The organism is Streptomyces sp. NPDC005574 (genome assembly GCF_040605435.1).
Classification (GTDB): domain Bacteria; phylum Actinomycetota; class Actinomycetes; order Streptomycetales; family Streptomycetaceae; genus Streptomyces.
In genome coordinates this window covers 90,545-115,816 of record NZ_JBEXCW010000001.1, presented here as the reverse complement: position 1 = coordinate 115,816, position 25,272 = coordinate 90,545, and the positions used below count along the sequence as shown (strand labels likewise).

Sequence of the window (25,272 nt, the reverse complement as noted above, 5' to 3'; positions counted from 1 at the left end):
CGCGCCCTCCGGCGGCCGCACCGGTGGCCGGGCACTGTCGAAGTACCCGGCCACCCGTACCCGCTCATGCGGTTTTCGTCTCAGCCCGTCAGCGAGGCCATCCAGGACTCGACCTCGGCCGACCGGCGGGGCAGGCCGTCGGACAGGTTCCGGTTGCCGTCGTCCGTCACCAGGATGTCGTCCTCGATCCGCACCCCGATGCCGCGGTACTCCTCGGGCACGGTCAGGTCGTCGGCCTGGAAGTACAGGCCGGGCTCCACGGTGAGCACCATGCCGGGCTCCAGCGTGCCGTCGACGTACGACTCCACGCGCGCGGCGGCGCAGTCGTGGACGTCCATGCCGAGCATGTGGCCGGTGCCGTGCAGCGTCCAGCGGCGCTGCAGACCCAGTTCCAGCACCCGCTCGACCGGGCCCTCGACCAGGCCCCACTCGACGAGCCGCTCGGCCAGCACGCGCTGCGCCGCGTCGTGGAAGTCGCGGTACTTGGCGCCGGGCCGCACGGCCGCGATGCCGGCTTCCTGGGCGTCGTACACGGCGTCGTAGATCTTCTTCTGGATCTCGCTGAAGCGGCCGTCGACCGGCAGCGTGCGCGTGACGTCGGCGGTGTAGTACGTGTGCGTCTCCACCCCCGCGTCCAGCAGCAGCAGGTCGCCCGCGCGCACCGGCCCGTCGTTGCGGACCCAGTGCAGGGTGCAGGCGTGCGGGCCGGAGGCGGCGATGGTGCCGTAGCCGACGTCGTTGCCCTCCACCCGGGCGCGCAGGAAGAACGTGCCCTCGATGTAGCGCTCGCTGGTGGCCTGCGCCCGGTCGAGGATGCGGACCACGTCCTCGAAGCCGCGGACCGTCGAGTCGACGGCCTTCTGGAGCTCGCCGATCTCGAACGCGTCCTTGACCAGACGGGCCTCGGACAGGAAGACGCGCAGTTCCTCGTCCCGCTCGGCGGTGACCTTGTCGGTCAGCGCGGCCTCGATGCCGGCGTCGTGACCGCGCACCACGCGGACCGGGCCGGTGGCCTCGCGCAGGGCGTCGGCCAGCTCGCGCACGTCGGAGGCGGGGATGCCGTACAGCTGTTCCGCCTCGCCGAGGGAGTGCCGGCGGCCGACCCACAGCTCGCCCTGGCCGGACAGCCAGAACTCGCCGTTCTCGCGGTCGGAGCGCGGCAGCAGGTAGATCGTGGCCCGGTGGCCGTCGGCCGTGGGCTCCAGGACGAGGACGCCGTCCTCGGTCTGGTTGCCGGTGAGGTAGGCGTACTCGACGGACGCGCGGAAGGCGTACTCGGTGTCGTTCGAGCGGGTCTTCAGGTTGCCCGCGGGGATCACCAGACGCTCGCCCGGGAAGCGCGCGGAGAGCGCGGCACGGCGGGCGGCGCACTCGGCGGCCTGGGGGAGCGGCCGCAGGTCGCGCAGCTCGGTGTCCGCCCAGCCGGACTTCATGCTCTCCGCCAGCTCGTCGGACACGCCCGGGTACAGGCCGTTCTTGCGCTGCTTGACGGGCTCTTCCTCGGCAGTCTCCTGACCGGCTGCGGTAGCAGCGTCATCAGATACTGCCGGGAGCTGTTCTGCCACGGTCATCCTCCTCGATACGGCACTGGACCCCCTCCATCGTACGGTCGTACGGAAGGGGGCCCAGGGGGTCAGGACCTGTTACCGATGGCTCACCGGTGCTCACCGTCGGCTCGCCGGTGCTCTCCCGGCGCCGACGCGGTGGTCGTGCGGGGCCGGCGCCGCGCTCCTGCGCCGCTCACTCGAAGTGCGCCGCCAGCAGGACCACGTCCTCCGCGGAGTCCGCCGCGTCCAGCCCGTCCGGCAGCACCGTCCGCAGGACGTGGTCGGCGACCGCGGCCGGGTCCTGCCGCAGGGCCCTCGGAACGCCGGCCGCCGCCGCGTGCAGCCGGGCGAAGGCGCGGTCGGTGGAGTCGCCGGTGCGGTGCAGCAGCCCGTCGGTGTAGAGCAGGACCGTCTCCCCCGGCTCCGCCTGGATCTCCACGCTCGGTGCCTCCCAGCAGGCGAGCATGCCCAGCGGCGCGGACACGGACGTCTCCACGAACTCCGTGCGCCGCTCGCCGATCAGCAGCGGCGGACTGTGCCCGGCACCGGCCAGCGTGATCTTGCGCAGGGCCGGTTCGCAGTAGGCGAACAGGGCGGTCGCGGACCGGGCGGGCTCGGTGAGCCGCAGCAGCAGCTCCAGGTCCGACAGCACGGCGACCGGGTCCTCGCCCTCCATCACGGCGTACGCCCGCAGACTCGCCCGCAGCCGGCCCATCGCGGCCACCGCGCTCGGCCCCGAGCCGGTCACCGAGCCCACCGCCAGACCCAGCGCCGCGTCGGGCAGCGGCAGCGCGTCGTACCAGTCGCCGCCGCCCCGCGGCCCGGTGCGGTGCCGGGCGGCGAGCCGGACACCGGCCACCCGGGGCAGCCGCGAGGGCAGCAGCTCCTCGGACATCGTCGCCATGGACGCGCGGGTGCGCTCCACCTCCACGAGCCGGGCCAGGTGCTCGGTGGCGTAACGGGCGTAGAGGCCGACGAGATGGCGCTGGCGCTCGCCCGGTTCGGCGGGCTCGTCGTACAGCCACACGGCGGCGCCGAGCCGGCCGGCGGCCTCGGCGGACAGCGGGAGCGCGTAACTGGCCGCGTAGCCGAGGCGGGCGGCGACCTCACGGTGCCGGGGGTCGAGGGCGTCCCCGGCGAACAGGTCGGGCTCGGCGATCTCGCGGTCCGCGCCGGGCAGCCCGTCGAGGATCCGGCCGTACGACAGCGAGCTGCGCGGCACCGTCTCGATGTGCCCGAGGTCGGAGCGGGCGAGACCCAGGCCGATGGTGGTGTCGGGGCCCAGTCCGTCGCCCGGCTCCAGCACCACCAGGCCCCGCCGGGCCCCCACCAGGGCGGCCCCGGCGCGCAGCAGTTCCTGCAGGGCGTCGGCGAGTGTGTCGGTGCGGACCAGGCGTTCGGTGAGTTCGTGGAGTGTCGTGAGGTCCGAGACCCAGGCCGCGAGACGGTCCTGCAGCAGGGCGCCCGGGGCGTGCGGCGGTGGCACCGCGGCGGTGCCCGGGGAGGCGGGCGCGGGCGCGACAGTGTGTGCTGGTGCGGGAACCGTTGAATCGATTCCAGCCACTTTCGGAGGGTGAGGGGCGTTCATGGCGTCCGGCTTTCCGACCGGTGCGTTTTGCTCAAAAGCATCGCAAACCCCCATGTCATTCTGCGCCGCTAGCGGTGTCTCCACATGTACACGCACTCGTGAGGGGATGTCCAGCATTGTCCTGCCGGGATTCCTGGTGTCCGTGGGCAACCAGGGCACTTCGTGCAGAATGGCAAAGTTGGCTTAAAACTGACTCGGGTTACGGCCTATTGCGGTCGACTGGGCTTGCTCGACGGAGCGTCACAGCGGTCGTGATGGGTACGTACTCGGAGAAGGCCAGGGGTGGTTGACAGTCGCCCGGAACCTGGCGACGGACCCGGGCGTCTTAGCCACCGACGACCGTGCCCCATCCTCCCGCGTCGGAGGCGAAGAGAAATACGCGCGACAGCAAAACGCCAGACTTCGCCACCCCCGCGCCACGTCCATGCTTTTGATGGACGCAGTATGGAAGCGGACACAGCCAGACGTTCGGCCCATAGGGACCCCCTTGTCTCGGACCGGGGTGTGATGCGCCAACAGGTACGCACAGTGAAGTGATCGACACATGGTGTGATGGACCACAGTGTTGCCGGCGTGCAACGGAAAGGAACGAGCGCTCATGCGCGAGATCCTCGGAAGGCGACGCAGGCTCCTGTCCCAGCGCAGCGACGGGCGGCCTGAGTTGATCGGCGCGGCCCTGACCTTCGCGACGCAATGGCAGTGGCCCGTACTTCCCGGCGTGGCGGCGGATCCGCGGGGAAGGGTCGGCTGCGCCTGCCCCGACCCGGACTGCACGGTGCCCGGCGCCCACCCCTTCGACCCCGGCCTCCTAGCGGCCACCACCGACGAACGCATGGTGCGCTGGTGGTGGACCAACCGGCCCACCGCGCCGATCGTCATGGCCACCGGAGCGACCTCCCGGCCGGGTGCCGCCGAGGGCGGGGGAGCGCCCTGCGCGGTCAGCCTGCCCGCCGCCGCGGCCGCCCGGGCCCTCGCCGCGCTCGACCTCAGGGGCATGCGCCTCGGCCCGGTCGTCGCCGCGCCCACCCGCTGGGCGCTGCTGGTGAAGCCGTACTCGATGGAACAGCTGGGCGAACTGCTCTACGCCCAGGACTTCGTGCCGGGCTCCCTGCGCTTCCACGGCGAGGGCGGCTACCTCGCGCTGCCGCCCTCCGAGTCCGGCCAGGGCCCGATCACCTGGGAGCGCGCCCCGCTGCCCGGCTCGGCCGCCCCCTGGGTGCCCGACGTGGAGGCCGTGGTGGACGCGGTCGTCGAGGCCCTCACTCGTACGGGTGTGAGCGCGCCCGAGTTGTAGGGGTGTCGGGCGTGCGCGGAACGCCCTGACCGTCCCCGGTCGTTATGTTCCCCACCATGAACCTCCGTCTGCTCGCCCTCGCGGGCGTCGTGGCGTGCGCGGTCGCGCTGCCGCTGGCCGTGGCGTCCGCGGGACCGGTGGGCCGGGAGGGTCGCTCGGCCGTACGGTCCGTACGCACCGCGCTGCCCGCCCCGCCCTCTCCGGCCCCGCTGCGCGCCGACGACAAGGCGCCCGGCGTCGCCCCCGCCCACTCCCCCCTGCTGCTCGGCGTGGGCCTGGCCACCGCGGCCCGCTGCGGACCCGAACTGGCCTCCCCCGAAGGGATCGAGGCACAGACCTGCGTCCTGACGCAGGGCGGGGACACCTGGGCGCGCACCTACTACCGCAACGCGACCGGCGGCACCCTCGACTCCGTGCTGAGCCTGATGGGTCCGGCCGGCCGCACCGTGCAGATGCGTTGCGCGGTGGGCGCCGAGGACGAGCCGGGAACCTGCGAGACGCCCCGGGAGCGACTGCGGGGGAGCCCCGACGGGTACGCGGCGGTCACGGAGTTCGCCGCACGGGCCGGAGCGGGACCCCTGCTGCTGCGCTCGGGCAGCAACTCCGGTGCGCCTGAAGGAAGTTGACACGCGCCGTCATTCCGTACAGGGAAGAGGCGCATGAAAAGACCCGGTTGCTGGCGACGGGGGATGCACCAGCAACCGGGCTACTCGAACGGTAACAAGAGATCGGCTGTTCGCAAATTCGAACCGAGGGATTCCTCGGCTATTCGGACACCGACTGGCTTGACTTCTACGGGAGTTGCCGCAGCGGCTCACCGGCGCCCCGCCTCCCCGTGCGGCTGACCGACCGTTCAGCCGCACGGGACGCGACACCTGTGGGTCAGCTGAGGGTGACCTGCCGGTTGGTCAGGCCGCCGCGCGCCCGGCGCTCGTCCGCGGTCAGCGGCGCGTCCGAGGCCAGAGCGCCGGCGAGACGCTCGGCGAACTCGGCGGCCGGCTTCTCGACGTCCTCCGCCGTCACCGAGCTCGGCAGGTCCCAGACCGGCACGGTCAGTCCGTGAGCACGGAAGGAACCCACCAGCCGGGTGCCCTCGCCGAGGGACGAGCGGCCCGCCGCGTGCAGCCGCGCGAGAGCGTCCAGAAGCTGCTCCTCCGGGTACGGCATGACCCAGCGCAAGTGGTTCTTGTCCGGGGTCTCGCACCAGTAGGCGGCGTCCACCCCGGTCAGCTTCGCGGTCGGGATGGCCGCGGCGTTGGCCCGCTCCAGGGAGGCGGCCACCTCAGGCGTGGAGTTCTCCGGGTCCGGGACCCAGAACTCGAAGCCCGGGTGCACAACTGGCTCGAAGGCGCCTTCGGGGTCGAGCAGGTCCTGCAGACGCGGGCCGTCGGCCGGGGCGCGGCGGCCCTGGACCGGCGTGCCCGGCTCCGCGGTGAGCGCGCGCCGCAGGGTGTCCGCGAGGTCGCGGCTGATGTCGCCGGACGCGGTGTCGTTCTGCAGGCCGAGCAGCACCGAGCCGTCGTCGCGGCGCAGGGCCGGCCAGGCCATGGGCAGGACCGTGGCGAGGGTGACCGACGGCACGCCCTCCGGCAGACCGCCCTTCAGCGGCAGCGCGACCGTGGCGGCCGGGACCAGCTCGCGCAGGGCCACCCAGTCGCACTCGCCCGGCAGCCCGTCGAACGGGCGGTGCACCAGCTCGGTCGCGGCCTGGGCGGCGGCCCGGCCGTGACACGCCTTGTAGCGGCGGCCGCTGCCGCAGGGGCAGGGCTCGCGCGCGCCGACGACCGGAACCTCTCCACCGGCGCCGACGGCGCGGGCCGCGTCGCTGGGCTGCGGCCGCTTGGCCTTCGTCTGGGGTCGCTTCTTGGCCATCGTGGGTGTCTCCCGGTTACGGCTCGTCTCGTACGGGCGGGAGCCTAGCCGTTCGCGCCGTCACGGACGGGACCCTGTGGACAACGCCGACGCGACGCCGACGTCTTCCTCCACGGCGACGCCCGGTGCGAAAGCGCTCCGCCCGGTCCTGGCCGGGCCGTCCCGCCCCGGTCGACCTCGGCCGGCCTCGGCGGAACGCGGTCGGACCCGGCCGGCCTCAGTCGAGGTCGTCGAAGGCGTCCGCGAAGTCCCGGCCGGGCCGTGTCACGGCGGGGGCGGTGACGCGCGTAGCGAAGTCGTCACGCCGGTGCACTGCCTGCTGATCATGAACGTCCTCGTGGACGATCACCCACACGGTGACCTCGCCGCGGGTGTCGTCCCGGACACCCCAGTCGTTGGCCAGCGCGGTGATGATGTTCAGCCCCCGGCCGCCGCGCGCGGTCACCGAGGGCGTGGACGGAGCCGGGCGCGTGGGCCCACCGCCGTCCGTCACCTCGACCGTGAGCCTGCCGCCGTTCTCCACCCGCCACGCCGCGCGCACGTCGCCGTCGCCGGCCATGGCGTCACCCAGGGGCCGCCCGTGCTTGCACGCGTTGCTCAGGAGCTCGGAAAGGATGAGTACGGCGTCGTCGATGACCGTCTCCGACACGCCGCCCCTGCGCAGCTGATCGCGCATACGGTGTCGCGCCTTGCCCACGCCCGCAGGGCCATGGGGAACGGCCATGCTCGACGACGTGGGCACCTCCTGTGCCACCACCAACGCCACCCCCGAGACCTCCTTTGCCCCACGCCACGGTGTGGATGCCCCATCGACCTGTGCCGGAAACCGGCCAATCGACCCCCGGCGACGCATTCGGCACCCTCGAACACGGACCGAACGCGCCGGAGCACTCCCTGTGAGCGCATGGCTGGAATTCGACGGTGTGGCCGAGATCGGAGGATGCTGCACCGGACGGGCCGGGTCAAGGCTCCGTCACAGGTCTTTACCAGTCAGCGACCGAGTTGACGCAGCACGGCGCGCGGCCGGTTGGTGATGAGGGCGTCGACGCCCAGGCCGACGCACAGCTCCACGTCCGCGGGCTCGTTCACGGTCCACACGTGCACCTGGTGGCCGGCCCGCTTCAGACGCTCGATGTACGCCGGGTGGTTGCGCACGATCCGCATCGAGGGGCCCGCGATCCGGACACCCGCGGGCAGCCGCCCGTCGCGCAGCCGGGGCGAGACGAACTGCATCAGATAGACCGTCGGCAGGGTCGGCGAGGCCGCCCGCACGCGGTGCAGCGAACGCGCCGAGAAGCTCATCACCCGGATCCTGGAGGCGTCCGGCGCCGGGGCGTCCAGCGCGAACCGCTTCAGCAGCGTCAGCAGCCGCTCCTCGACCTGCCCCGCCCAGCGCGTCGGGTGCTTGGTCTCGATCGCCAGCTCCACCGGGCGCCCCGCGTCCGCGACCAGCTCCAGCAGCCGCTCCAGGGTGAGGACGGAGGTGTCCTCCGCGTCCTCCGGGCGGTGCTCCCAGTCGGGTTCCTCGTCGCGGCCGCGCCAGGACTCCCGGGTCTTCCACGAGCCGAAGTCGAGGGTGGCGAGATCGGCGAGCTCCAGGGCCGACACCGCGCCCCGGCCGTTCGACGTGCGGTTCACCCGCCGGTCGTGGACGCACACGAGGTGTCCGTCCGCGGTCAGGCGGACATCGCACTCGAGGGCGTCGGCGCCGTCCTCGATGGCCTTCCGGTACGCCGCCAGCGTGTGTTCGGGCGCTTCCTCGGAGGCTCCGCGGTGAGCGACGACTTGGGTTCGGTGCGGTCGTGCGTGGGTCACCGCGTCATGGTGCCACCGTGCCGGGGTACGTGTGGCACACGAGGGCCGCATGAACGCCACGGATTGCGGCTTTTTAGTCCTACAGGTCCTATATAAAGGATGGCCTCGGACGCACAGTATCCGCTTATGGTGCCCTGACGTCCTGTGGGAAAAGCTGGCGGCATACAAAAGCACATGCACAGCTGCATCGCACCGGACCGTCGACGAGCGTGAACGGGCGTGGCCCAGTGCGAACCGGAACAACAGCCGTGGATCTAGGAGAAAAGCTGTGAACACCGAGAACGAGGGCACTGCGGTACCCCCGGCCCCGTCCGCACCTCCCGTGCCGGTGGACTCCCCCGCAGCCTCCCCGCAGGCCGCCGCGCACGGCAGCGGAGCGCCGACGGCGCCGCTGCCCCCGGTGCCGCCGGGCGCGCCCACCGCACCGCAGCCGGAGCTGGTGCACGCCGGCCAGGCTCCCGCCTACGCCTCGGCGGGCTCCCAGGGCCCCGCACCGCACGGCGGCCCCGGCCCGGAGGGCAGCTGGCCGCCCCCGCCGCCCGCCACGCCCTCGTACGCCGACGGCGGCGGCTCCGGTTCCGGTTGGGGCTCCTCCTACCAGCAGCAGCAGCCGAAGCCCCGCCGTGGGCGCGGCGGGCTCGCCGCCGCCGTCCTGGTGGCCGCGCTGGTCGCCGGAGGCCTCGGCGGCGGTCTCGGTTACACCCTGGCCAAGAACAACGACAACACCTCCTCCACCACGGTCTCCGCCTCGAACAGCGGCGGTTCCGTGAAGCGCGACCCGGGCACCGTCGCGGGTGTGGCCGCCAAGGCCCTGCCGAGCACCGTGACCATCACCGCCGAGAGCAACAGCGGCGAGGGCGGCACCGGCACCGGGTTCGTCTTCGACACCGAGGGCCACATCGTCACCAACAACCACGTGGTGGCGGACGCGGTCGACGGCGGCAAGCTCTCCGCCACCTTCCCCGACGGCAAGAAGTACGACGCCGAGGTCGTCGGCCACGCCCAGGGCTACGACGTCGCCGTCATCAAGCTCAAGAACGCCCCCTCCGACCTGAAGCCCCTCACCCTGGGCAACTCCGACAAGGTGGCCGTAGGCGACTCGACCATCGCGATCGGCGCCCCCTTCGGCCTGTCCAACACCGTCACGACCGGCATCATCAGCGCCAAGGACCGCCCGGTCGCCTCCAGCGACGGCAGCGGCAGCAACGCCTCCTACATGAGCGCCCTGCAGACCGACGCCTCGATCAACCCGGGCAACTCCGGCGGCCCGCTGCTGGACGCGCAGGGCAACGTCATCGGCATCAACTCCGCGATCCAGTCCACCGGCAGCGGCGGCCTCGGCGGCACCAGCCAGTCCGGCTCGATCGGCCTCGGCTTCGCCATCCCGATCAACCAGGCCAGCTACGTCGCCCAGCAGCTGATCAAGACGGGCAAGCCGGTCTACGCGAAGATCGGCGCCTCGGTCTCCCTCGACGAGTCGACGAACGGCGCGAAGATCACCGAGCAGGGCGCCGGCGGCTCCTCGGCCGTCGAGTCGGGCGGCCCCGCGGCCAAGGCCGGCCTCAAGCCCGGCGACGTCATCACCAAGCTCGACGACCACGTCATCGACTCCGGCCCCACCCTGATCGGCGAGATCTGGACCCACCAGCCCGGCGACAAGGTCACGATCACCTACGAACGCGACGGCAAGACCCACACGGTCGACCTCACCCTCAGCTCCCGCCAGGGCGACAGCTGACACCACCCTCCGCCTCCGCACCGGAGGCGGAGGCGCCCCTCCCGCGGCCCACGCTCCCCGCGACCCGCCCACGGCCGGTACGCTGTACCCGCTCCGCCCCTGGTGGGCGGGGCGAGAGGTGGGTTGCCCGAGCGGCCTAAGGGAACGGTCTTGAAAACCGTCGTCGCAGCGATGTGACCGTGGGTTCAAATCCCACACCCACCGCGGCAGGTCAGAAGGTTGCAGGTCAGAAGGGGTGCCACTCTCCGGAGCGGCACCCCTTCCGCATGACCTCGTCCCGCCGGGACGATCCGGGGCCCGCTTTTCGGACTGGCCGCACGGCACGGCACAGGCTTCGGACGCGCGTCCCGCAGCGGGATCACGGGTGTTCGCCGAGTTGCAGGAGACCGGCGACGGAGAAGCACAGGGCGCCGGTCAGGGTGCCCCAGTTGGCGATTCCGGAGTTGATCAGGCTGCCGTCGGTCGGGCGGGTGTAGGCGGCCAGCGCCGAGACCATGAACAGAAACGAGCCGAACTGGTTGACGGCGACGATCCACCAGCCGAGGTCGCGCGGGTGGACGCAGGGCCAGTGCTTTCCGTGGCAGATCTCCACGAAGGCGAGGTGGCCGGAGATCAGGAAGAGGACGCAGCCGATCACGTCGGGCGCCCAGACGAGCCGGTTGACCTGCTGGGCGGTCAGGCCGTGCAGGAAGGAGTCCAGCAGGTTGACGGCGAAGACGAGCGTGCCCGCGAAGAGGACGAAGGTGCTCAGCCAGTCCACCCGCGTCGGCTCATAGCTCCACCACCGCCAGTGCGGGGTGACCAGCCGCCCCTCGCCTCCGGGAACGTGGCGCGGTGCGTTGATCACCTGAAGCAGCGAGACGTACCCGCCGGTGTTGAAGAACAGGCCGCCCGCGAAGTAGATCGAGGCGCACACGGTGGCGTCGCCGGAGGCGAACTGGGCGACGGACGCGCCGACGGCGAAGAGGGCCCCGCCGAGGACGAAGGCGAGCGCGGCGATGGCGTTGAGTCTGCGCAGCCGGGTGAGGGAGAGGTCGTCCGCACGGGTGCGCCGGCCGGCCGCTCCGCCGGGGGCCCGGACGGCGAGGACACCGCGGCGCCGCGCCAGCCGGGACTCCCACACAGCGGTGCCGCCACCGGGGACGTGCCAGGTGAGGCGGGTGGTGAACGGTCCTGCGCCCTCGGCGCGCTGCTCGGGCTGACCCACGGGGCGAGCCTAGACCTCGGACCGGATCGGAGGACGGTCGAAACGCCGTCGCCCGGAGCCGTCGCCCCGAACCGTCGCCGCAGGTCGCAGGGGTGTGACGCAAGCAGGCAGGCCCGACAGACCCCGCCGGCCCGAGAGGCCAGGCAGGCCTCGCAAGCCGGGGAGGTCGGACGGGCCGGATGGACCAGGTGGGCCCGGTGACGCCCCGCGTCCGGCTCCCTGAGCGGACCGCGGCCGAACCGCGGCCGGACCGCGGCTGGACGGCGGCCGGACCGCCGCCCGCGGACCCCGTGCGTGCTACAGCGCGTAGTCCTCGGCCAGTTCCTCCCAGGGGATCCCTCGCAGGGCCACGTCGGCGTCGCAGGCCGTGGGGACGTGGGGCGTGGGCTGGAACCAGACGACGGTGAGGGACGAGCGGTACAGGTCGGGGTCGTGGGCCGGGTCCACCGGTGCGGAGCGGAACGCGCCCACGCAGGCCACGGGCGGCAGCAGTTCGACCGGGCCGAGGGCGCCCGCGTACTGGTCCGGGCGTTCGCGGGCGGGCGGGACGAGGTGGACCGGGGACAGCGGGAACGCGCGTCGGGCGGTCGCCAGGAGGTCCGTGACGCGCAGGTCGTTGACGGGCCGGCAGGGATAGCCGTCCGGGAGGCCGCCGTAGGTCGAGGAGAGGCGCAGTTCGCGGAGTTCGACCGGGCGGCCGGAGGAGAGGACGACGCCGGTCAGGGACATGGTCCGCGCTCTGGGGCGTCGCTCCATAACGGTCCCCCGGGCGTCACGGCCTGCGCCCGGTCATCCGTGCCGCCGAGGCGATCGTCGCGCGGGCCTCGCGTTCGGTGAGGCCGGTGCCCCGGGCCGCGTCGACGAGGGGTTCGACCAGGTCGGGGCCGATGCCGTTCTCGTAGGCACGGCAAGCCGCCCAGAACAGGCGGGTGTTGCGCTGGCCCTCGTGGGCGGCGAGGACGAACTGGACGAGCCCCTGGCCGTGTCCGCCGGGGGCCATCGCGCCCGCGTGGTGGGTGCGGGGCGGGGGCAGCAGCAGCCGTAGCAGGGCCGGCGGGCAGGGCGCGGGGGCCAGGTGGGCGCTGCCGGGGGCGGTCGTGTAGCTGCCGTGGTCGGTGCGGGAGCCGGGGCCGACCAGGTAGCCGCCGGCGCCCCGGATGTCGATGCCGGGGGCCAGCCGGCCGGCCGAGTTGGGGACGGCGGTGTCCGGCGGGCCGCTCAGCCAGAGGTGGCGGCCGCCGCTGGGGGTCAGGACGATCACCGTCGCGGGGATCGTGAACAGGTGGCGCAGGGCGAGTTCACGCAGGGCGGCGGAGGAGTCCGTGCCCGACTTGGTGTCCAGGTCCACGCCGATCAGGTGGTACGGGGGCAGGCCGCAGGCGATGCCGTAGCCGGTCGCCCAGGGCGCCGCGGCGAACAGTGAGCGGATGCGTGCGGGGTCGGTGGAGGCGTCGTAGACCCCGTGCCCCATGCGGCCGCACTCGCCGTGGCAGGGGGCGGGGTCCGGGGTGTCGCGGTGCGGGGAGCGCAGGGCCGGGAGTTTCGTCCGGGACAGGGGGATGACGGCCAGGCCGCGTTCGGCGGCGGACAGGGCGTGGGCGAGGGCCAGCGTCGTGGCCTGCCGGTCGGTGGTGGCCATACCTCTATGTTCGTACGCGTGTTCGAAAAAGGGAAGGGTGTATCGGCTCGACGCGCTGACGCGATCGAATGGGCCGGACATCCGCCGTGACGCTGCCCCTGGCGGGGCCCGGGTCGGGGCTCCGCGGGTGAGGCCGTCCTGCCGCGACCTGTGGCTCTGGTGGCGGAACGGGGTTCAACGGAACGGGGTTTGTCGGCGAGGGGGCATTCCGCGAAGGGGCCGCTCCCCGGGGTGCTCCAGGAGGCGTTCCAGGGGGTGTGACGCGTCGTGCGGCGGTACTTCGGTGCCGCCGCACCGGCGTTTCGGGCGGCCCCCTCATCCCGCGCGGCCACGCCCACCGCCAGGCCGTATTGACACTCCACCTGATCTGACGGACAGTCAGAAACCTTGTGGCGTACCGGCATCCGGAGGGCTGGCCCGTGGAGCGCGACGATCGTGACGCCCTTTTGGCGCGGCTGAAGGTGTTCGAGGGGCAGCCGGCCGCCGTCGCCGGGCGGGGCCGGGACCCCGTCAACCTGCCGATGATCCGGCACTGGTGCGAGGCGATGGGTGACACGGATCCGGCCTACACCGGCCCGGACGCCGTCGCCCCGCCCACCATGCTCCAGGTGTGGACCATGGCCGGCCTCTCCGGGCACGCGGACCGGTCGGGGCCCTACGACGCCCTGCTCGGTCTGCTCGACGCGGCCGGCTGCACCTCGGTCGTCGCCACCGACAGCGAACAGGAGTACACGCGCCCGCTGCGGCCCGGGGACGAGGTCACCTTCGACACGGTGATCGAGTCGGTGTCGGAGCGGAAGGCGACCAAGCTGGGCACCGGGTACTTCGTCACCACCCGCACGGACGTCCGCGTCGGCCCCGACCTGGCGGGCACCCACCGCTTCCGCATCCTCAAGTACGCCCCGGCCGACCGGAGTCGCAGGGCGACGGCCCGCCGCCCGCGTCCCGTGGTCAACCGGGACAACGCCGGCTTCTGGGAGGGCGTGCGGCACCACCGGCTGCTCGTCCAGCGCTGCACCGGCTGCGCCACCCCGCGCCACCCCTGGTTGCCCGGCTGCAACGCCTGCGGCTGCCCGGACTGGGACACCGTCGAGGCGGGCGGCGAGGGGACCGTCTACTCGTACGTCGTCATGCACCACCCGCCCTTTCCCGCCTTCGCCCCGGCCGCCGACCGGGAATCCGGCGCGGCGGGGCCGTACGCGGTCGGACTGATCGAACTGCCGGAAGGGGTGCGGATGATCAGCAACGTGATCGGAGTGCCGTACGACAAAGTGCGGATCGGCCTGCCGGTGCGGCTCGAATTCCAGGCGTACGACGAGGAGTTGACGCTCCCCGTCTTCCGCGCCCGCGAGGACCTGGCGTGAGGCCCGGCGAGCGGCTTCCGCCGCTGGAGATCCCGGTCACCCGCACGCTGATCGTCGCCGGCGCCCTCGCCTCGCGCGACTATCAGGACGTCCACCACGACGCGGAGGCCGCCCGGCGCAAGGGCTCCCCGGACGTCTTCATGAACATCCTCACGACGAACGGACTCGTCGGCCGCTACGTCACCGACCACCTGGGACCGGGCGCCACCCTGCGCCGGGTGGCCATCAGGCTGGGCGCCCCCAACTACCCGGGAGACACCATGGTGTTGCGGGGGACGGTCGAGGAGACCGACGGCCGCACGGCGACGGTACGGGTCGTCGGCGCGAACGGCGTCGGCACCCATGTGACGGGCACCGTGACGGTCACCCTCCCGGCGGGGGACGGCCGGTGAGCGTGCGCGGCAGGGACAGCCTCGGCGGGCGCGCCGCCGTCGTCGGTGTCGGGGCCACCGAGTTCTCCAAGGACTCGGGGCGCAGCGAGCTGCGGCTGGCGGCGGAGGCGGTGCGGACCGCGCTGGACGACGCGGGGCTGACGCCGGCGGACGTCGACGGGCTGGTCACCTTCACCATGGACACCAGCCCGGAGATCACCGTGGCCCAGGCGTGCGGGATGGGCGAGCTGTCCTTCTTCTCCCGCGTGCACTACGGCGGCGGGGCGGCCTGCGCGACCGTCCAGCAGGCGGCACTCGCCGTCGCCACCGGCGTGGCCGAGGTGGTGGTCTGCTACCGCGCCTTCAACGAGCGGTCGGGCCGCCGGTTCGGCTCCGGGGTGCAGCACCGCGAACCGTCCGCCGAGGGCGCGGCGCTCGGCTGGTCCCTGCCCTTCGGGCTGCTCACACCGGCCTCCTGGGTGGCGATGGCCGCCCAGCGCTATCTGCACGCCCACGGACTGACCCCGGAGGCGTTCGGGCACGTGGCCGTCGTGGACCGCGGGTACGCGGCGACCAACCCGGCCGCGTACTTCCACGGCCGGCCCATCACCCTCGCCGACCACGCGGCCTCCCGGTGGATCGTCGAGCCGCTGCGCCTGCTGGACTGCTGCCAGGAGACGGACGGCAGCCAGGCCCTCGTGGTCACGTCACTGGAGCGGGCCCGCGACCTGCCGCGACCGCCCGCCGTCGTCGCGGCCGCCGCGCAGGGCGCCGGACGCGGACAGGAGCAGATGACCAGCTTCTACCGCGACGACCTCACCGGCCTGCCCGAGATGGGTGTCGTCGCCCGCCAGCTGTGGCGCACCTCCGGGCTCGGCCCGGCCGACATCGACGTGGGCATCCTCTACGACCACTTCACCCCGTTCGTGCTCATGCAGCTGGAGGAGTTCGGCTTCTGCGCCCCGGGGGAGGCGGCGGACTTCGTGGCCGGACGGCAGCTGCCCCTGAACACGCACGGGGGGCAGCTCGGGGAGGCGTACCTGCACGGCATGAACGGCATCGCCGAAGCCGTACGGCAGATCCGGGGCACGGCGGTGAACCAGGTGGCGGACGCCGCTCGGGTCCTGGTGACGGCCGGCACCGGGGTGCCGACTTCGGGGCTGGTGCTGACGGCGGCGGGATGACGAGGCGAGTTGTTCGAGGGTGACTCCCGGACGGGGCGGGCTCCTTCGAGGGTGACTCCAGGACGGGGCGCGCTCCTTCGAGGGTGACCCCCACGGGTGAACCCGCAGTACGTGTCGCCCGCTCGTCCACCTTCAGGAGGTGGAGCGGACCCCACCCCTACAACCTGAGGCGGACGCGTCTTCGGCACCTGCGGCCGATCCGCCGCACGGCCCCCCGCTCATAACTTGGAGTCATGACCACACCCGTCTGCACCAGCGCTTCGAACGTCGCGACGCGGGCGACGCAGACCCGTCCGCACCCGGCGTACCCCACGTTCTCCTCCTACGTGAGGGCCCGCCGGCCCGTGTTGCTGCGTACCGCCCGGTCGCTCACCGCGAACCCGAGCGACGCCGAGGACCTGTTGCAGACCGCGCTCACCAAGACGTACGTCGCCTGGGAGCGCATCGAGGACCGCCGCGCCCTGGACGGCTACGTGCGCCGGGCGCTGCTCAACACCCGTACCTCGCAGTGGCGCAAGCGCAGGGTCGACGAGTTCGCGTGCGACGAGCTGCCCGAACCGGAGCCGATGCCGGCCGGGGACGACCCGGCGGAACAGCAGGCGCTGCGGGACGCGATGTGGCGGGCGATCATGAAGCTTCCCGACCGGCAGCGGGCGATGGTCGTCCTGCGCTACTACGAGGATCTGAGCGAGGTCCAGACGGCCGAGGTGCTCGGCGTCTCCGTGGGCACGGTGAAGTCGGCGGTGTCGCGGGCGCTCGGGAAACTCCGCGAGGACACCGAGCTCGGCCTGATCCGGCACTGACGGCCGGTCCGCCGACGACGGTCACCCCGCCGGTGGGGACCGATCCGCCGACGACAGTCGACCCGCCGATGACGGTCGACCCGTTGGTGCGGCCGATCCGCGAGTGACGGCCGATCCGTGAGTGACGGCCGGACCGTGAGTGACGGCCGGACCGTGAGCGGCGGCCGAACGCCCCGCGGGGATAGCCGCTCCCCGTGATGAACGCAACGTGACGTGATCGATCACCCGGGCCTAGTGACATACCACGCGGTATGTGAGCAGAATCAGCGCAACCCTTACTACCGCGTAGGCAATGTCGCCCCCGGGAGGACGCCGTGCTGAGCACGATGCAGGACGTACCGCTGCTGATCTCGAGGATCCTGACCCACGGGTCCACGGTCCACGGGACCTCGCAGGTGACCACCTGGACCGGTGAGGGCGAGCCGCACCGGCGTTCCTTCGCCGAGATCGGCGCGCGGGCGGCCCGGCTGGCACACGCCCTGCGCGAGGACCTCTCCGTCGCCGAGGACGAGCGGGTCGCGACCCTGGCCTGGAACAACGCCGAGCACGTCGAGGCGTACTTCGCGATCCCGTCGATGGGCTCGGTCCTGCACACCCTCAACCTGCGGCTGCCGGCCGAGCAGCTCGCGTGGATCGTCAACCACGCCGCCGACCGGGTGATCATCGTCAACGGTTCGCTGATCCCCCTGCTCGCGCCGCTCCTGCCCAAGCTGCCGACGGTCGAGCACCTCGTCGTGTACGGCCCCGGCGACCGCGCCCCCCTCGAAGGCTCGCACCCCCGCGTGCACGAGTACGAGGACCTCCTCGCCGGCAAGCCGGACACCTACGACTGGCCGGAGCTCGACGAACGCCGGGCCGCCGCCATGTGCTACACCTCCGGCACCACGGGCGACCCCAAGGGCGTGGTCTACAGCCACCGCTCGATCTACCTGCACTCCATGCAGGTCAACATGACCCAGTCCATGGGCCTCACCGACCAGGACACCTCGCTCGTCGTGGTCCCCCAGTTCCACGTCAACGCCTGGGGCCTGCCGCACGCCACCTTCATGACCGGCGTGAACATGCTGATGCCGGACCGGTTCCTGCAGCCCGCGCCGCTCGCCGAGATGATCGAGGGCGAGCGGCCGACGCACGCGGCCGCCGTCCCCACCATCTGGCAGGGCCTGCTCGCCGAGCTCACCGCGCGCCCCCGGAACGTCTCCTCCCTCACCCAGGTCACCATCGGCGGCTCCGCCTGCCCGCCCTCCCTCATGGAGGCGTTCGACGCGCTGGGCATGCGGGTCTGCCACGCCTGGGGCATGACGGAGACCTCCCCGCTCGGCACGGTCGCCCGCCCGCCGGCCCACGCGGTCGGCACCGAGGAGGAGTTCGCCTACCGCCTCACCCAGGGCCGCTTCCCGGCGGGCGTCGAGGCCCGCCTCACCGGCCCCGGCGGCGAACGCCTCCCCTGGGACGGCGAGTCGGCCGGTGAGCTGGAGGTGCGCGGCAACTGGATCGCCGGCGCCTACTACAACGGCCCCGACGCCGAACCCCTGCGCCCGGCCGACAAGTTCAGCGAGGACGGCTGGCTGAAGACCGGTGACGTGGGCACCATCAGCGCCGACGGCTTCCTCACCCTCACCGACCGGGCCAAGGACGTCATCAAGTCCGGCGGCGAGTGGATCTCGTCGGTCGACCTGGAGAACGCCCTGATGTCCCACCCGGACGTCGCCGAGGCCGCCGTCGTCGCCGTCCCCGACGAGAAGTGGGGCGAGCGCCCGCTGGCCACAGTCGTCCTCCGGGAGGGCGCCACGGCCGACTTCGAGTCCCTGCGCGCCTTCCTCGCCGACGAGGGCCACATCGCCAGGTGGCAGCTCCCGGAGCGCTGGACGATCATCGAGACCGTCCCGAAGACGAGCGTGGGCAAGTTCGACAAGAAGGTGCTCCGCAGGCAGTACGCTCAGGGAGAGCTGGACGTCACCCGGCTCTGACCGGAGGGCCGCGCACCAGGGCCTTCCGTCAGATCACGGCCTCCACGGACACCTACGCCGGGCAGGGCACCGAACCCACGGCGCCCTGCCCGGCGTTCGCGCGTCACGGAGTCACGGAGTCACCGTCACCGCCGTACGGCCGTCGCCCCCCACCCCAGGACGAGCCCCGCGGCGGCCACCGCGCACACTCCGCCCCAGCCCCAGTGGGTGAAGGCGAGCGCCGCGAGGGCCGAGGCCGTCGCGCCGCCCGCGAAGCCGGCGACCACGTAGGCGGTGTTGGCGGTGGCCGGGGTCGAGGTGGTGGTCAGGGCCAGTGTCTGGTTGGCGACGTGGGAGGCGACCAGGGCCGCGTGGATCAGGATCGCCGCCACGAACAGCGCCCCCATCACGTGCCCGCCCAGCCAGAACAGCGGCACGGAGACGGCCGCGACGAGATACGCGGACCGTACGACCCGGGCGGCGCCGAACCGGTCGACGAACCCGCCCGCGAGCGGCGCGACCACGGCGGCCGCCAGCCCGAAGAGGCCGAACAGTCCGGCGGTCGCGGTGGACAGGCCGTACGACTCCCCCGTGAGCAGCAGCGCGAGCGAGGTCCACAGCGCGCTCCAGGCGCCGTACATCCCGGCCTGCCGTACGCACGCGCGCCACAGGTCGGGCGAGTGGCGGACGACGGCGGGCAGGGCCGCGAGTCCGGAGAGCAGGGAGCCGGTACGGTCGGGGCGCCGGGCGGGCAGGACGTATGCCGTGGCCAGGCCCAGCACGGTCGTCAGCACGGCCGCGCCGACGAACACCGCGCGCCAGCCGAAGGCCTGTCCGGCCAGGCCGCCGAGGACCCGGGCGGCCACGACGCCGGTGAACAGGCCGGCGATGACGGCCGCGACATGGCGGGCCCGGCGGTCGGCGGGGGCGCGCTGGGCGACCAGCGGGACGAGCAGCTGGGGGACGACGGTCGCCGCGGAGGCGACCAGGACGGCGGCCGCGAGCGCGGTCGTCCCGGCGGCGGCCGAACCCGCGACCAGCGCGACGGCGGTGACCAGGGACAGGACGGCGACAAGGCGGCGCCGGTTCACGAGGTCGCCGAGCGGGGCGAACAGGAGCAGACCGGCCGCGTAGCCGAACTGGGCCACCGAGGCGATCCAGGCCACGGCCGAGGGGGCGGAGCCGAAGTCGTGGGCGATGAGGGGGAGCAGCGGGGCCGCGAGGTAGATGTTGGCGGCCGTCACGGCGGTGCAGAGGGCGATGAGGGGGAGGAGAAGGGCGGAGGCGGGTGGGGCGGTGACCGTCTCCCGGGCGGTGGTCCGTCCCTGGCTGGCGACTGACGGCATGGCGGCCGGGCTCCTTCGGCGTCGACGGGGTGTGCGGTGGTACGACTGACAACCAACCAGTTGGTTGGAACTCTTGGACAACACCCTGGACCCGCACCCCATTCCCTGTCAACCAAACGGTTGGTTACCTCGCGCTACCCTGGCCCCATGGCAGTGAGAGACCCCGAGGCCACCAAGGCGCGGATCTTCGAGGCGGCGGTCGCCGAGTTCGCCCGGTACGGCATCGCGGGCGCCCGCATCGACCGCATCGCCGCCGAGGCCAGAGCCAACAAGCAGCTGATCTACGCCTACTTCGGCAACAAGGCGGAACTCTTCACACAGGTCCTCGGCCGGTGCATGGTCGACCTCGCCGTCGCGATCCCCGTCGACGTCGACGACATCGAGGGCTGGATCGACCGGCTGATGGACTACCACGCCGATCATCCCGAACTGCTGCGCCTGCTGTTCTGGGAGGGCATCGAGTACGGCACCGCCGAGCTGCCCGACGAGGCCGAGCGCCAGGACCACTACGCCCGCAAGGTCGCCGCCGTCGAGGAAGGCCAGGCCCGGGGTGTGATCAGCGACGTGATCCCCGCCCGCGACCTGCTGTTCCTGTTGGTGGCCCTCGCCAACTGGTCGATCGTGGTCCCGCAGATGAAGCGCGTCCTGGTCGGCGGCGAGGACCCCGACGGCAAGCGGCTGCGCGCCTCGGTCAAGGAGGCGGCCCGCAGGCTGGTCGCCAGGCCGTAGCCCGGCTCACCGTCCGCACGGTGAGCCGGGGCGGGACGGTTCCTAGTTGGTGCCGATCCGGGCCAGCAGGTCGACGATCCGGCCCTGCACCTCGCTGCTGTTGGAGCGCTCCGCGAGGAACAGCACCGTCTCGCCGGAGGCCAGCCGCGGCAGGTCGGCCTGGTCGACGGCGGCCGTGTAGACGACCAGCGGGGTGCGGTTGAGCTGCCCGTTCGCCCGCAGCCAGTCGATGATCCCGGGCTGGCGCACCTGCACCTGGAGCAGGTCCATGACGACCAGGTTCGGCCGCAGCTGCCCCGCCAGGGTCACCGCGTCGGCGTCGCTCGCCGCCCGCGCCACCTGCATACCGCGCCGCTCCAGCGTCGCGGTCAGGGCCAGCGCGATCTCCGCGTGCTCCTCGATCAGCAGTACCCGCGGCGGGTGCTGCTCGGTGTCGCGGGGTGCGAGCGCCTTCAGCAGGACGGCGGGATCGGCGCCGTACGCCGCCTCGCGCGTCGCCTGCCCGAGCCCGGCCGTCACCAGCACCGGCACCTCGGCCGCCACCGCCGCCTGCCGCAGCGACTGCAGCGCGGTCCGGGTGATCGGTCCGGTCAGCGGGTCGACGAACAGCGCCGCGGGGAAGGCCGCGATCTGGGCGTCGACCTCCTCGCGCGAGTGCACGATGACGGGCCGGTAGCCGCGGTCGCTGAGCGCCTGCTGCGTGGTGACGTCCGGCACCGGCCACACCAGCAGCCGGCGCGGGTTGTCCAGCGGCTCCGGGGGCAGCTCGTCGTCCATCGGCTGCTGCCGCGGCGGGTCCGCGACCTCGACGGCCCCACCGGGACCGTCCAGCGGCTCGGGACCTTCGGCGGCGTTCTCGTCCGGCGCTCCTATCGCGTACGACCGTCCGGTGCCCTCCGTCGCCTGCGCCAGCCGGGACTGGCCGGCCATCGACGGCTGCGGCTGGGCCGGGACCTGCTCGCCCGGCGCGTGCGAACGGGCCGCGTGCTCCGGGTGGGCGGCGGCCGGATCGGGCCGCGTGCCCAGTTTGCGGCGACGGCCCGAGCCGCCGTTCGTGTGCGGGGCGGGCGTGGCCGACACCTGCGGCTGCTGCACCTGGGCCGCCTGCCGGGTGAACGGCACGCCCTGCCCCAGCGTCCGCACGCTGATCGCCCGGCCCTGCGTCGAGTTCGGATCGACCGGCACGGAGGCGGCGACCGCCGCTGCCGCCGCGGCTTCGGCGGGCAGGGGCTGCGCCGCGCGGGGCGGCCGCGCCGCGGGCACGCTCTCGGGCGGAAGGGCGGCGCCGGGGGCCTGAGGGGCCTGCGGATTCTGACCGGCGTGCGGTTGCGGGTGTGCGGCGGCGCCGTTCGCCGGTACGGGGGTGCCGGCGCCCGGGGTCCCGTCGGCGGGCCAGGGCTGCGGCTGGGGCCCGGGGGCCGGTCGGCCGGGGGCCGCTTCGGCGGGGAGGGGCAGGCCGGCGGCGGGCTGAGCGGGGGCGCCCTGCGGCATGCCCTGGGCGGGGGGCGTCTGCGCGGGCACGCCGGGCCGGCCGGGCGCGTGCTGCACGGGCATGCCCGGTACCTGCCCCGGCTGTACGGCCATCGGGTGGGGCTGCCCGGGGACCTGCCCGAGCTGAGCCGGGGCGAGCCCCTGCTGGGCCGGAGAGAGGCCGGACTGCGCCTGGGCCGGCCGGCCGGGGACCGCCTGACCGGGAGCTGTCTGACCTGGGATCGGCCGGCCGGGGACGGGCCCGCCCGGAACGCCCTGGCCGGGGACCGGCTGTCCGGGAGCCGCCTGCGCGGCCTGTACCGCCTGTGGTGCGTTCTGGGCGGCCGAGGGGGTCCCCGGCTGGGCCGAGCCCGGCTGGGCGAAGCCGGGTTGAGCCGCACCCGGCTGCTGAACCGCCCCTGCCGCCGGTGCTCCTGCCACCCCGGCCGGTGCCGCGCCGGATTCCGCCGGCTGGGCGCCTGCCCGGCGGCGGCGTCCGGTCGGCGAGGTCGTGGGGTGCGGTTGCGGCGGGGTGTGGTCCTCGGACTGGTCGTGCGACACGGCGTCGTGGCGGCCGGCGTCACCGGGAGCGCCCGGACCCCGCTGCGCCGGCTGCCCGGACACCTGCGCGAGTCCCGCCGGGGACCCCTGCGCCGGTACCTGGGCCTGAGCCACAGCCGGACCGGCCACCTGGGCCGGAGGCTGTCCGCCCGCGCCCTCGGACGGACGGTCCGCGTCGGCGGGCGGCAGGGCGAACACCGTACGGGGACCGGCCTCCTGCGCGGCGGCCCGCTCCGAGGCGGCCGCCAGCGCACGGCGGCGGCGCCCGGTGGGGTGTCCGTCCTCCCCGGCCGGGCCGGACCGATCAGGTCCGGCGGCGGGCAAAGCCGGTGGCAGGGCCTGCTGTTCGCCGCCGTCGTGCCGGGCACGCCGTCCGCCGGGTGCGGGGACGCCCTGCGGCGGTACCGTCCCGCCGAGTCCCGTCCCCGCGGCCGCGGTGCCCGAGGCGTGTTCGCCCGCCATGACGACGGCCCCCTCGCTCACTCCGCCGGCCGCACCCTCGGCCGCAGCCGCGGCGGCGTCCTCCGCGGGCCGCCCGCGACGCCGGCCGGTACCGCCCGGACCGTCCCCGGACTCGGCGGACGCCTGCGCGGGAACCGGCACGATCTCCTGACCGCCGGCGACCCGCCGACGGCGCCGCCCGGTCGGCACGCCGGCCTCCGGATCGGCGCCACCGTCGTCCTCCGGCGCCTCGCTGTCCAGGAACGCGTCCACCGAGGACCGACGGGCCCGCCGCCGCCCGCCGGCGGCCGGGGCCTGCTCGGGCACCGCGGCCGGGTCGGCCTGGGCACCCTGGCCGGTCACCGCGTCCTGCGCGCCGGACCCGAGCGCGGGAGCCTGGTTCTCGATCTGGAGCTGCCCCGGAACCGGGAGCTGGGCGGCGACGGCCCCCGCTCCACCGCCGATCGGCACCTCCAGCACGTAGGCGCTGCCGCTCATGCCCGGCACCTCGTGCGTCTGCAGCACACCGCCGTGGGCGCGCACGATCCCGCGCACGATCGGCTCGTGCACCGGGTCGCCGCCGGCGTACGGGCCGCGCACCTCGATGCGTACGACCTCGCCGCGCTGCGCCGCCGCCACCACGACGGTGTTGTCCATGTAACCGCCCGCCGACACCGGCGCGTTGCCGGTCGCGTCGACGCCGGCGACGTCGGCGACGAGGTGCGCGAGCGCCGTGGCCAGCAGCCGCTGGTCCACCTCCGCCTCGATGGGCGGGGCGTGCACGGCGAACTGCACGCGTCCCGGCCCGATGAGCTCCACGGCCCCGTCGACACCGGCCGCGACGACCGAGTCGAGCATCACCTTCGTACGGCTGATGCCGTCGGTCCCGACGTCGAGGCGCTGGTAGCCGAGGACGTTGTCGATGAGCGTGGTGATCCGGGAGTAGCCCGCCGACAGGTGGTGCAGCACCTGGTTGGCCTCGGGCCACAACTGCCCGGCGTCGTCGGCGGCCAGCGCCGCCAGTTCGCGGCGCAGTTCGTCCAGCGGCCCGCGCAGTGAGCCCGCCAGCAGGGTCAGCAGCTGGTCGTGCCGGGCGGCCAGGGCCTCGTAGCGGTCCTTCTCGCGCTCACCGAGCGCCGCGTACCGCTCCTCGCCCGCGGCGAGCTCCTCCTCGTGCTGCTCGCGCAGCTCCTCCAGTTCGCCGACGTGCTTCTGGCGCAGCGCGGTGAGTTCGGAGGCGTGGTCCTCCTCGAGCCGCTCCAGCTCCTCCTGGTGGCGCCGGTCCTCGGCCGTCTTCTCCTCGGCGAGCGAGTCGTAGGGCCGCCGGTCGGTGAAGGTCATCACGGCGCCGACGAGCTGGTCCCCGTCGCGGACGGGCGCGGTCGTCAGGTCGACGGACACCTTGTCGCCGCTCTTGGAGAACAGCACCTGCCCGCGCACCCGGTGCTTGCGCCCCGAGCGCAGGGTGTCGGCGAGCGGCGACTCGTCGTACGGGAAGGGCGAACCGTCGGCGCGCGAGTGCAGCACGAGGGTGTGCAGCTCGCGTCCGCCGAGGTCGCTGGCCCGGTAGCCGAGGATCTGCGCGGCGGCGGGGTTGACGAGCACGATCCGCCCGTCGGTGTCGGTGCCCACGACGCCCTCGGACGCGGCCCGCAGGATCATCTCGGTCTGCCGCTGCGAACGCGCCAGCTCGGCCTCGGTGTCGACGGTCCCGGACAGGTCGCGGACGACGAGCATCAGCAGCTCGTCGGAGGTGTAGCCCTGGCTGTCGTAGGCCTGCTGGCCGTTCTCCAGGTTGGCGCTGGTGACCTCGACCGGGAACTCGCTGCCGTCGGTCCGGCGGGCGATCATCCGGGTCGGCTTGGTGCGGCCGCGGGGGTCCATGTGGTCGGGCCGCCGCATGGACCCGGGGATGAGCTTGGAGTCGAACTGCGGCAGCAGGTCCAGCAGTCCCCGGCCGACGAGCGCGGTCCCGGGGGCCTCGAAGGCCTCCAGCGCGATCGTGTTCGCGTTGACGACGGTCCCGTTGGCGTTGACCAGCACCAGGGCATCGGGAAGCGCGTCGAGTATGGCTGCGAGGCGAGCAGCGCCTCGGGATGGCCTGCTGCTCACGAGACGCTTCCTCCCTGTTACCGCACCTTGCCGACCGCGGAGGCCATCTTGCCAACCGGTCCGCGACGTGTCACGCGAGGGAGTCTAAGCGCAGTGCTCGCGCTCGCGGCGCGAGATGAGAGGGAGGTCGCACGAGGAAGTGACGTAGAACGTGTGACCGTGTCCTCCGCTTCCACGCCCGCTCGCGCTCCGGCCTCCACTCCGACCTGCGCGCACTTGCGCGCGCCCGCGCGAGGCCGGGA

The 25,272-nt window shown here is 73.5% G+C and carries 19 protein-coding genes and 1 tRNA gene; 10 read left to right on the top strand and 10 right to left on the bottom strand.

Annotated features, from left to right (window positions below; translation table 11 throughout):
- Positions 1-80: 80 nt before the first annotated feature.
- Positions 81-1,571: an aminopeptidase P family protein gene (locus ABZT03_RS00595; protein WP_356031513.1), complete on the bottom strand. Its 1,491-nt coding sequence runs from the start codon at positions 1,569-1,571 to the stop codon at positions 81-83.
- A 169-nt stretch (positions 1,572-1,740) separates the two neighbouring features.
- Positions 1,741-3,252: a PP2C family protein-serine/threonine phosphatase gene (locus tag ABZT03_RS00590; RefSeq protein WP_356031948.1), complete on the bottom strand. Its 1,512-nt coding sequence runs from the start codon at positions 3,250-3,252 to the stop codon at positions 1,741-1,743.
- 481 nt (positions 3,253-3,733) lie between these two features.
- Between ABZT03_RS00590 and ABZT03_RS00585 the strand changes: the two genes are divergently transcribed.
- Together ABZT03_RS00585 and ABZT03_RS00580 are read left to right on the top strand one after the other, a co-directional pair.
- Positions 3,734-4,429 (top strand): bifunctional DNA primase/polymerase, encoded by a 696-nt coding sequence (locus ABZT03_RS00585; protein ID WP_356031510.1) that lies wholly within the window; start codon positions 3,734-3,736, stop codon positions 4,427-4,429.
- 56 nt (positions 4,430-4,485) lie between these two features.
- The gene (locus tag ABZT03_RS00580) at positions 4,486-5,055 is read left to right on the top strand and encodes a hypothetical protein (protein WP_356031507.1); all 570 of its coding nucleotides are present in this window, start codon (positions 4,486-4,488) and stop codon (positions 5,053-5,055) included.
- A 256-nt stretch (positions 5,056-5,311) separates the two neighbouring features.
- Here the strand turns inward: ABZT03_RS00580 and ABZT03_RS00575 are convergent, their stop codons facing one another.
- From ABZT03_RS00575 to ABZT03_RS00565, 3 genes are all read right to left on the bottom strand, one after another.
- On the bottom strand, positions 5,312-6,301 hold the full coding sequence (locus ABZT03_RS00575) for a DUF5926 family protein (RefSeq protein WP_356031505.1): 990 nt from the start codon (positions 6,299-6,301) through the stop codon (positions 5,312-5,314).
- A gap of 217 nt (positions 6,302-6,518) precedes the next feature.
- Entirely contained in the window at positions 6,519-7,154 is a 636-nt protein-coding gene (locus ABZT03_RS00570; protein ID WP_356031502.1) for an ATP-binding protein, read from the bottom strand.
- A 137-nt stretch (positions 7,155-7,291) separates the two neighbouring features.
- Positions 7,292-8,116 carry a glycerophosphodiester phosphodiesterase gene (locus tag ABZT03_RS00565; protein WP_356031499.1) on the bottom strand — a complete coding sequence of 275 codons (825 nt, stop codon included), beginning with the start codon at positions 8,114-8,116 and terminating at the stop codon, positions 7,292-7,294.
- 268 nt (positions 8,117-8,384) lie between these two features.
- On the opposite strand from ABZT03_RS00565, the gene ABZT03_RS00560 reads away from it, so the two are divergent.
- On the top strand, positions 8,385-9,854 hold the full coding sequence (locus tag ABZT03_RS00560; protein ID WP_356031496.1) for a trypsin-like peptidase domain-containing protein: 1,470 nt from the start codon (positions 8,385-8,387) through the stop codon (positions 9,852-9,854).
- 117 nt (positions 9,855-9,971) lie between these two features.
- A tRNA-Ser gene (locus tag ABZT03_RS00555) sits at positions 9,972-10,058 on the top strand.
- A gap of 154 nt (positions 10,059-10,212) precedes the next feature.
- Here ABZT03_RS00555 and ABZT03_RS00550 read toward each other — a convergent pair.
- The 3 genes from ABZT03_RS00550 to ABZT03_RS00540 form a co-directional block, all read right to left on the bottom strand.
- The gene (locus ABZT03_RS00550) at positions 10,213-11,061 is read right to left on the bottom strand and encodes a hypothetical protein (RefSeq protein ID WP_356031494.1); all 849 of its coding nucleotides are present in this window, start codon (positions 11,059-11,061) and stop codon (positions 10,213-10,215) included.
- A gap of 297 nt (positions 11,062-11,358) precedes the next feature.
- Positions 11,359-11,790 carry a hypothetical protein gene (locus tag ABZT03_RS00545; RefSeq protein ID WP_356031491.1) on the bottom strand — a complete coding sequence of 144 codons (432 nt, stop codon included), beginning with the start codon at positions 11,788-11,790 and terminating at the stop codon, positions 11,359-11,361.
- 43 nt (positions 11,791-11,833) lie between these two features.
- Entirely contained in the window at positions 11,834-12,700 is an 867-nt protein-coding gene (locus tag ABZT03_RS00540) for a bifunctional DNA primase/polymerase (protein ID WP_356031489.1), read from the bottom strand.
- Positions 12,701-13,119: 419 nt separating this feature from the next.
- Here ABZT03_RS00540 and ABZT03_RS00535 point away from each other — a divergent pair, with 419 nt between their 5' ends.
- The 5 genes from ABZT03_RS00535 (at position 13,120) to ABZT03_RS00515 (ending at position 18,392) form a co-directional block, all read left to right on the top strand.
- A complete protein-coding gene (locus ABZT03_RS00535) occupies positions 13,120-14,064 on the top strand; it encodes an OB-fold domain-containing protein (protein WP_356031486.1) in 945 nt (314 codons plus the stop codon).
- Entirely contained in the window at positions 14,061-14,456 is a 396-nt protein-coding gene (locus tag ABZT03_RS00530; RefSeq protein WP_356031484.1) for a MaoC/PaaZ C-terminal domain-containing protein, read from the top strand. Before ABZT03_RS00535 ends, ABZT03_RS00530 begins: the two co-directional genes overlap by 4 nt.
- Entirely contained in the window at positions 14,453-15,619 is a 1,167-nt protein-coding gene (locus ABZT03_RS00525) for a lipid-transfer protein (protein WP_356031481.1), read from the top strand. The genes ABZT03_RS00530 and ABZT03_RS00525 overlap by 4 nt, the downstream gene beginning before the upstream one ends.
- A 233-nt stretch (positions 15,620-15,852) precedes the next feature.
- Positions 15,853-16,422, top strand: coding sequence for a SigE family RNA polymerase sigma factor (locus tag ABZT03_RS00520; protein WP_356031479.1), 570 nt, complete (start codon positions 15,853-15,855; stop codon positions 16,420-16,422).
- A gap of 326 nt (positions 16,423-16,748) precedes the next feature.
- Positions 16,749-18,392, top strand: coding sequence for a long-chain fatty acid--CoA ligase (locus ABZT03_RS00515; protein ID WP_356031947.1), 1,644 nt, complete (start codon positions 16,749-16,751; stop codon positions 18,390-18,392).
- A 125-nt stretch (positions 18,393-18,517) separates the two neighbouring features.
- Here the strand turns inward: ABZT03_RS00515 and ABZT03_RS00510 are convergent, their stop codons facing one another.
- The gene (locus ABZT03_RS00510; RefSeq protein WP_356031476.1) at positions 18,518-19,717 is read right to left on the bottom strand and encodes an MFS transporter; all 1,200 of its coding nucleotides are present in this window, start codon (positions 19,715-19,717) and stop codon (positions 18,518-18,520) included.
- Positions 19,718-19,864: 147 nt separating this feature from the next.
- Here ABZT03_RS00510 and ABZT03_RS00505 point away from each other — a divergent pair, with 147 nt between their 5' ends.
- The gene (locus ABZT03_RS00505; protein ID WP_356031474.1) at positions 19,865-20,446 is read left to right on the top strand and encodes a TetR family transcriptional regulator; all 582 of its coding nucleotides are present in this window, start codon (positions 19,865-19,867) and stop codon (positions 20,444-20,446) included.
- A gap of 42 nt (positions 20,447-20,488) precedes the next feature.
- Here the strand turns inward: ABZT03_RS00505 and ABZT03_RS00500 are convergent, their stop codons facing one another.
- Positions 20,489-25,030 (bottom strand): PAS domain-containing protein, encoded by a 4,542-nt coding sequence (locus tag ABZT03_RS00500; RefSeq protein ID WP_356031470.1) that lies wholly within the window; start codon positions 25,028-25,030, stop codon positions 20,489-20,491.
- Positions 25,031-25,272: the final 242 nt, after the last annotated feature.

Excerpts from the sequence above, each read along its gene's own strand:
- ABZT03_RS00595 (WP_356031513.1), bottom strand. The coding sequence starts at position 1,571 with ATGACCGTGGCAGAACAGCTCCCGGCAGTATCTGATGACGCTGCTACC.
- ABZT03_RS00590 (WP_356031948.1), bottom strand. The coding sequence starts at position 3,252 with ATGCTGGACATCCCCTCACGAGTGCGTGTACATGTGGAGACACCGCTA.
- ABZT03_RS00585 (WP_356031510.1), top strand. The coding sequence starts at position 3,734 with ATGCGCGAGATCCTCGGAAGGCGACGCAGGCTCCTGTCCCAGCGCAGC.
- ABZT03_RS00580 (WP_356031507.1), top strand. The coding sequence starts at position 4,486 with ATGAACCTCCGTCTGCTCGCCCTCGCGGGCGTCGTGGCGTGCGCGGTC.
- ABZT03_RS00575 (WP_356031505.1), bottom strand. The coding sequence starts at position 6,301 with ATGGCCAAGAAGCGACCCCAGACGAAGGCCAAGCGGCCGCAGCCCAGC.
- ABZT03_RS00570 (WP_356031502.1), bottom strand. The coding sequence starts at position 7,154 with ATGCGTCGCCGGGGGTCGATTGGCCGGTTTCCGGCACAGGTCGATGGG.
- ABZT03_RS00545 (WP_356031491.1), bottom strand. The coding sequence starts at position 11,790 with ATGTCCCTGACCGGCGTCGTCCTCTCCTCCGGCCGCCCGGTCGAACTC.
- ABZT03_RS00540 (WP_356031489.1), bottom strand. The coding sequence starts at position 12,700 with ATGGCCACCACCGACCGGCAGGCCACGACGCTGGCCCTCGCCCACGCC.
- ABZT03_RS00520 (WP_356031479.1), top strand. The coding sequence starts at position 15,853 with ATGACCACACCCGTCTGCACCAGCGCTTCGAACGTCGCGACGCGGGCG.
- ABZT03_RS00515 (WP_356031947.1), top strand. The coding sequence starts at position 16,749 with ATGCAGGACGTACCGCTGCTGATCTCGAGGATCCTGACCCACGGGTCC.
- ABZT03_RS00510 (WP_356031476.1), bottom strand. The coding sequence starts at position 19,717 with ATGCCGTCAGTCGCCAGCCAGGGACGGACCACCGCCCGGGAGACGGTC.
- ABZT03_RS00505 (WP_356031474.1), top strand. The coding sequence starts at position 19,865 with ATGGCAGTGAGAGACCCCGAGGCCACCAAGGCGCGGATCTTCGAGGCG.